The organism is Streptomyces venetus (genome assembly GCF_039540295.1).
Taxonomy (GTDB): domain Bacteria; phylum Actinomycetota; class Actinomycetes; order Streptomycetales; family Streptomycetaceae; genus Streptomyces; species Streptomyces venetus.
In genome coordinates this window covers 671,148-679,263 of record NZ_BAABET010000004.1, presented here as the reverse complement: position 1 = coordinate 679,263, position 8,116 = coordinate 671,148, and the positions used below count along the sequence as shown (strand labels likewise).

Below are 8,116 nucleotides of genomic sequence, written 5' to 3'. Positions count from 1 at the left end.
GTTTCACGGGCTTCTACTCTTCGCCGAGCATGAGCCGCACCAGGTCGTCGACGTCCATTTCGTTTATCCGCTCTTCCGCTTCCTGTGCTTCCCTCGCACGCTCCTGGTCCCTTTCACCGACCGGGTCGGTGGTGTCCGCACGTTCGTCCGCGTCCTCCGGAAACGCCGTGGCCAGAAGGAAATCCACCAGCTTCTCCAGCGACGGGTGGTCGAACATCACGGTGATCGGCAGGCTCAGACCGGTGTGGTCCTGGAGCCGGTTGCGCAGTTCCACCGCGATCACCGAGTCGACGCCCAGCTCCTTGAACGGAGAGCGGTCGCCGACCTGGTTCTCGTCGGCGTGTCCGAGGACGGTCGCCACCTGGGTGCGGGCGAGCGCGGTGGTGGCCTCCCTGCGCTTGCCCGGACTCAGCCCGGCGAGCCGTTGCGCCAGCGTCCCGGCGGTCCCGACGGCGTCGGCCTGCGGCTGCGCCGCCCGGAGCGTGTCGCGTACCTCGGGCACTTCGGCGAGCAGCCGGCTCGGCGTCGTCGAGGAGTACGCCGCGAAGAACGTCTCCCAGGCGACGTCGGTGACCACCGGTGACGTCTCGTCGAGCGCGCAGTGCCGCAGGGTCTCGATCGCCTGTTCCGGCGCCATGAGCCTGATTCCCTGCCGGGCCAGCGCCTTGTCCAAGCCGTCGCGGGACGTCATTCCGCCGCCGTCCCACGGGCCCCAGACCACCGACGTGGCCACCAGCCCCTGCGCCCTGCGGTACGCCGCCAGGCCGTCCAGGAAAGCGTTCGCCGCCGCGTACGCACCATGGCCCGCGCTGCCCCACAACGCCGAGACGGAGGAGAACAGCACGAACGCGTCCAGGTGCCGGTCGCGCGTGAGGTCGTGCAGGTGCTGCGCGGCGTCGGCCTTCGCCCGTACCACGCCCGAGAAGGCGTGCGGGGCCAGCGAGCCGAGCGGGACGCTCTCGATCGCCCCGGCCGCGTGGACGACCGCCCGGACGGGGGTGCCGTCCGCGTCCAGCGCCGTCAGCAGCCCGGCGAGCGTCTCACGGTCGGCGACGTCGCCGGCCACGATGTCGACCCGCACCCCGAGGCCGGCCAGCTCCGCCTCCAGTTCGACGGCGCCCGCCGCCTCCCGGCCGCTGCGGCTGACCAGCACGACGTGCTCCGCCCCGTTGCGGGCCAGCCAGCGCGCGGCATGCCCGCCGAGGGCACCGGTGCCGCCGGTGACGAGCACGGTGCCGCTGGGCGCCCACTGCCCCGCACCGGAGGTGTCCCGCGGCGGCGCGGGCAGCAGTCTGCAGGCGAACACCCCCGACGAGCGCAGCGCCAGTTGATTCTCGCCGTCCGGACCGGCCAGCACGGCGGGCAGTCGCCCGGCGACCCTGCTGTCCGTCGTCGGGGGCAGGTCGACGAGGCCGCCCCACCGCTGCGGGAATTCCACCGCCGCGACCCGGCCGAGCCCCCAGATCAGCGCCTGCTCGGGCCTGGTCACCTGGTCACCGGCGCCGACCGTCACCGCACCCTGGGTCACGCACCACAGCCGGGCGGACATCTCGGCATCCCCGAGGGCCTGGATCAGCGTCAGGACGGCGTCCCGGTGCGCGGACGCCGAGGGGACCACCGGCCCGGTGTCCGGCCCCGGCAGGGCCAGCACACCGGCCGGTTCCGGACCTTCGGAGGCCATGGACCGCAGCCGTTGCGCCAGCTCCCGCCGATCGATTCCCGGCGGCACGGCCAGCGGCACCGCCTGCGCGCCGCTCCTGCCCAGGGCTTCCACAACGGTTGCCGTCAGCTGCTCATGCTCGATGCCTTCGGGCACGACCACGATCCACCGGCCGGACAGGACGCCCGCCGGCACCTGCGGCAACGGCTGCCAGGCGACCCGGTACGACCAGGAGTCGGCGGCGGCTCGCTCACGCTGTCGTCGGCGCCACGCGCTGAGCGCCGGCAGCACGACCCGCAGCGAGTCCGCTTCTCCGAGGCCGACTTCGGCGGCCAGCTCCCGCGCGTCGCCGCGTTCCACCACGTCCCAGAACCGCTGCTCCGCGTCGTCCCTCCGCACGGCCGCGGCCTCGGGTCCAGGCGTCGTCAGCCAGTACCGCTGGTGCTGGAAGGCATAGGTCGGCAGATCGACCCGCGCCGCGCCGGACCCGGCGAAGACGGTCCGCCAGTCCACCGGAGCCCCCAGGACGTACGCCTGCGCGAGCGAGGTGAGGAACCGCTCGGGACCGCCGTCCCCGCGCCGCAGTGACCCCACGACCGCGCCGGACCCGCCGAACGTCTCGATGGCCTCCTGGGCGCCGGCAGCCAGTACGGGGTGCGGGCTCGTCTCGACCAGGAGCGTGTGCCCCTTCTTCAGGACCGTCCCCATGGTCCGCTCGAACTGGACGGGTTCCCGCAGGTTGCGGTACCAGTACTCGGCGTCGAGTTCGCGGGTGTCGAGCAGTTCCCCGCTCACCGTCGAGTAGAAGGGGACCTCGCCGCGCCGGGGCTCGATCTCGCGCAACGCCTCCAGCAACCGCTCGCGGATCGCCTCGACCTGTGCGGAGTGCGCCGCGTAGCTCACCGGGATCTGCTTGGCCCGCGCACCCTCGGCGGCGCAGGCGGCCAGCAGTTCCTCCAGCGCCCGCTGCTCCCCGGAGACGACCACCGACGACGGCCCGTTGATCACCGCGATGTCCAGCCGTTCGTCCCAGCACGGCAGCCGCCGTACCCGCTCGGCCGACAGCGACACCGACACCATGCCGCCCAGGCCGGAGATCTCGGTCAGTGCCTGGCTGCGCAGGGCGACGATCTTCGCGGCGTCCTCGAGCGAGAGCCCGCCCGCCACGCAGGCCGCGGCGATCTCGCCCTGGCTGTGCCCGATCACCGCGGAGGGGCGCACGCCATGGGACTCCCAGAGCCGGGCGAGCGACACCATCACCGCGAACAGCACCGGTTGCACCACGTCGACCCGTTCCAGGGTCGGCGCTCCGGGGGCGCCCCGCAGGACGTCCAGGAGCGACCAGTCCACGACAGCCCCGAGCGCCGCGTCACACGCGTGGATCCACTCGCGGAACACCGGGGAGGAGTCGACGAGTTCCACCGCCATGCCCGCCCACTGCGCTCCCTGGCCGGGAAAGACGAACACGGTCTCGGCGCCGCTCACCGCTGTGCCACGCACCACCTTGTCCGAGGGAGTGTCCCGCACCAGCGCGTCTAGGGCGGACCGCAGTTCGCGCCCCTCCCCGCCGATCAGCACGGCGCGGTGCTCGAACGCGGTCCGAGTGGTGGCCAGTGACAGCCCGACGTCGGCAGGGGCGAGGTCCTCACGGTCGTCGAGGCAGGTCCGCAAGGCGGCAGCCTGGCCGCGCAGGGCCTCGGGAGTCTTCGCCGAGAGCGGCCACGGCAGCACTCCCGCCGGCTCCGCGGTGTTCTCGCCGTGGCCGGCCGCGCCCGGGGCTTCGTCGGGAGCCTGTTCGAGGATGGTGTGGACGTTCGTGCCGCTGATGCCGAACGAGGAGATGCCCGCCCTGCGCACCCGGCCGCCCTCCGGCCACGGCGCCGAGTCGGTCAGCAGGGCCACCGAGCCCGAGGACCAGTCCACATGGGGGGTCGGCTCGTCGATGTGCAGGCTGGCGGGCAGCCGGCCGTTCCGCAGCGCCATCACCATCTTGATCACTGCGGCGACTCCGGCGGCCGCCTGGGTGTGCCCGATGTTCGACTTCACCGAGCCGAGCCACAAGGGCCGGTCGTCCGAACGCCCCTGGCCGTACGTGGACACGAGGGCTTGCGCCTCGATCGGATCACCCAGCTTCGTACCGGTGCCGTGCGCCTCCACCACGTCGATGTCCTGCGGGGACAGCCGGGCGTCGGCCAGCGCCTGCCGGATCACCCGCTCCTGCGACGGCCCGTTCGGAGCCGTGAGGCCGTTGCTCGCGCCGTCCTGGTTGACTGCCGAGCCGCGGACGAGCGCGAGGACCCGGTGGCCGTGGCGCCGGGCGTCCGACAGACGCTCGAGCACCAGCATGCCCACGCCCTCGCTCCAGCTGGTGCCGTCAGCCGACCGGGCGAACGGTTTGCAGCGGCCGTCGGGCGCCAGGCCGCGTTGCTGGGCGAACTCCACGAACATGCCCGGTGTCGCCATCACCGTCACCCCGCCGGCCAGCGCCAGCGTGCACTCACCGTGCTGCAGGGACCGGCGTGCCATGTGCAGTGCCGCGAGTGAGGAGGAGCAGGCGGTGTCCACGGTGACCGCGGGGCCCTCCAGGCCGAGGGTGTACGCCACCCGGCCCGAGATGACGCTTGCCGTGTTGCCGGTCAGCACAAAGCCCTGGGCACCCTCGGCCGGAGTGCCCAGCTGGGGCCCGTAGTCCTGCGCCATCGCCCCCGCGAACACGCCGACCTGGCTGCCCCGCAGCGACAGCGGGTCGATCCCCGCCCGCTCCAGTGCCTCCCAGGAGGTCTCCAGCACCAGTCGCTGCTGCGGGTCCATCGCCAGCGCCTCGCGCGGGCTGATCCCGAAGAACCCCGCGTCGAACGCCGCGGCGTCGTAGAGGAAACCCCCCTCCCGCGCGTAGCGGACCTCCGGGTTCTCCGGGTCGCGCAGCTCACCGGTGTTCCAGCCACGGTCGGTGGGGAAGGCGGATATGGCGTCCCGGCCCTCCGACACGAGACGCCACAGGTCCTCCGGCGAGCGGACGTCACCGGGGAACCTGCATCCCATGCCCACGATGGCGATCGGTTCGTCGTGACCGGCCTCCACCGACGGCACGCTGTCGGGCGTCGGCTTCTCGCCCGACAACTCGGACCGCAGGAACCGCACGAGTCCGTCCGGGGTGGGGTAGTTGTAGATCAGGGTGGGTGGCAGATGCGCCAGCCCGGTCGCCTCGGCGACGCGGTCGCGGAACTCGACCGCGGTGAGCGAGTCGAACCCCAGCTCCTTGAACGTCCTGCCGCTGTCGACGGTGTCGGACGAGAGGTGCCCGAGCACCGCCGCCACGCTCGCCCGCACCAGCTCCGGTACGTCCGCCACGGCGTCCACGATCGGCTCCGTGGCCGGGGTGGCGGCGGTCGCCGCATGGATCACCGTGTCGCCCGGCTGCGCCCCCACCGGCCCGTCCTGCGCGTCGAGCCAGAAGGAGCGGCGCTGGAAGGCGTACGTGGGCAGGTCCAGCCGTTCACCGGCCCATCCGGTGAACGGCTCCCAGTCCACTCGCGTTCCGCGCACGAACGTCTCGGCCAGCGCGGTGGCGACCGTACGGTCCTCCGGCCGACCCTGGCGCAGCAGCGGGACGACCGCGGCGCCGGACGGCGCGCCCTCGACGGAAAGGCTCTCCCGGGTCATCGCGGTCAGGCCCCCGGGGCCCAGCTCCAGGTAGCTCGTGACGCCTTCCGCCCGCAGGAGACGGACGCCGTCGAAGAAGCGTACGGACGCCCGGATGTGACGGGTCCAGTAGTCCGGCGATCGGAGTTCGTCCGCTGTGGCAAGGCGCCCCGTGACGTTGGAGACGACCGGGATCTCCGGGGTGCCGTAGGTCAACTGCGCGGCCACAGCGCGGAATTCGTCCAGTACACCGTCCATGTGCGGGGAGTGGAACGCGTGGCTGACCTGGAGCCGCTTGGTCTTGCGGCCCCTTGCCTCGAATGCGGCGGCGACGTCGGCGACGGCCCTCAGGTCACCGGAGATCACTGTGGCCTGAGGGCCGTTGACCGCGGCGACCGAGACCTCTCGGTCCAGCCCGGACAGCGCCGCGCGGACCTCCGGTTCGTCGGCCTGGAGCGCGATCATGGCGCCGCCCTCGACGGCCTGCTGCATCAGCCGTCCGCGTGCCGTGACGAGGGTGCAGGCGTCCTCCAGGGAGAACACGCCGGCGACATGGGCCGCGGCGACCTCCCCGACGGAGTGGCCGAGCAGAAAGTCCGGGCGCACCCCGCACCGTTGCAGCAGACGAAAGAGCGCGACCTCCAGCGCGAACAGCGCGACCTGGGCGAAGCTCGTCCGATCGAGCAGCTCCGCCTCGGGCGTACCGGGTTCCGCGAAGAGCACATCCTTGAGCCGGTGGGGCAGCCGGGTGTCCAGCCGGTCGATCACCTCGTCCAGCGCCTCGGAGAACGCCGGTACCGTCGCGTAGAGCTGACGGCCCATCCCAGGACGCTGGCTGCCCTGGCCCGTGAAGAGGAACGCCGTTTTGCCCGCACCTCTCGCGGAGCCCCGTACCACGTTCGCAGCCGGTGCCCCGCGTACCAGCGCGTCCAGACCGCTCACGAAGTCGTCGCGGTCGCCGCCCAGGACGACCGCGCGTTCCTCGAACGCCGTGCGGTGCGCGGCGAGCGAGCCACCGACGCTCGCCGGATCCAGTTCGGGATGCTTGGCGATGTGCTCGCGGAGCCGCTCTGCCTGGGAGCGGAGCGCGGCGCGGGACCTCCCCGAGACCACCCAGGGCAGGAGCGAGAGGGCCTCGCCGCGCCGATCGCCGACTGTCTCTTTGTGGCCGGCCGCGGGGGACGCGGGCACCGTATGACGGTCCGAGAGCACCACATGACAGTTCGTGCCGCCCATGCCGAACGAGCTGACGCCCGCCAGGAACGGGCTGTCGGTACGGGGCCGCCGGCTCAGCGCGGTCTGCACGCGCAGGTTCCACGCCTCGAAGGGGATCCGAGGATTGGGTGTGCGGAAGTTCAGACTCGGCGGAATCTCCTGGTGTCTGATGCACAGGGCCGTCTTGATGAGTCCGGCGACACCGGCTGCGGCTTCCAGATGTCCGATGTTCGTCTTCACCGACCCCACCAGCAGTGGCGTGTCGTCCGTCCGGCCCGAGCCGAGCACCGAACCGAGCGCGGCTGCCTCGATCGGATCGCCCTTCTTCGTGCCGGTGCCGTGCAGTTCCACGTAGTGCACGTCGGCCGGGGTGACGCCCGCCTTCTGGTACGCCGCGCGCAGCACCTCCTCCTGCGCGCGGGCCGTGGGCACGGTGAGCCCCTCACCCGCGCCGTCGTTGTTCGTCGCGGTGCCTTCGATGACGCAGTACACGCGGTCGCCGTCGGCGAGCGCGCGGGAGAGGGGCTTGAGCACGACCAAACCAGCGCCCTCGCCGCGGACGTAGCCGTTGGCGCGGGCATCGAACGTGAAGCACCGGCCGTCCGGGGACAGCCCGCCGAACTTCTCGGAGTACACGGTGCTCTCCGACGCGAGACCGAGATTCACCCCGCCCGCCAGCGCGAGCGTCGCCTCGCCCCGTCTCAGGCTCTCCACGGCCATGTGCACGGCCACCAGGGAGGAAGACTGCCCGGTGTCGAGCACCATGCTGGGCCCGCGCAGATCAAGCGTGTACGACACCCGGTTGGCGATGATGCTGCGATGAACGCCGGTCATGCTGTGCTGGGTGGCCGATCCCGGGCCGAGCCGGTGCAGCACGGTGGCGTAGTCGTCCCACATGGCTCCCACGAAGACGCCTGCGTCACGGCCCTTCAGGTCGGCCGGCACGATCCCGGCGTCCTCGAACGCCTCCCAGCTCAGCTCGAGAACGAGTCGCTGCTGCGGATCCATGGCGGCCGCTTCGCGAGGAGAGATGTCGAAGAAGTCCGGATCGAACTGATCGACCTGGTCCAGGAAGCCGCCCGCGCCGGAACCCCTTCGGCCCTCCCTCGGTTCTTCGGAAACCGCGCTCACACCGTCGCGGAGCAGGTTCCAATAGGCGGCAGGGCTCGCGGCACCAGGAAATCTGCAGGCCAGTCCCACGATTGCGATCGGATCGTCGTGTGCGGGGGCGTCTTCGTGCGGGAACGCCTGGCCGGTACGCATAGAACTCCCAACAGCCGACATCGGGCGAATGCCAAGTGCTATACCTCAGGTCTTGATTTTTGCTCCCCCGGCTCGGGGCCGGGTCCGTTTGGTGTGAAGTAACTCACAACGCGTGAAGTGCCATCTGCTCGTCGACCGCCTGAATGCTCTGTCCGGCGTGCCTGTCTATTCCGTTTGACGGGCTGCTGTCATATACGGGGGCTCTGATGGGTTCACATGACAGCCAGTAGACCCGACATGATCCTGTGCTGTCCAATAACTGGATTCATGAGGCTGATAAGTTCAGCTATGAGGAATCCCCCGGACTTTGTCTGAGTCCGGGGCGTCGCTCGTTCC

General features: G+C 71.5%; 1 protein-coding gene. It reads right to left on the bottom strand.

What is annotated here, in order from left to right; all coding sequences use genetic code 11:
- Positions 1-13 precede the first annotated feature (13 nt).
- Complete coding sequence (locus ABEA82_RS16770; RefSeq protein WP_345662285.1) at positions 14-7,780, bottom strand: type I polyketide synthase; 7,767 nt, start codon at positions 7,778-7,780, stop codon at positions 14-16.
- Positions 7,781-8,116 lie beyond the last annotated feature (336 nt).

Excerpts from the sequence above, each read along its gene's own strand:
- ABEA82_RS16770 (WP_345662285.1), bottom strand. The coding sequence starts at position 7,780 with ATGCGTACCGGCCAGGCGTTCCCGCACGAAGACGCCCCCGCACACGAC.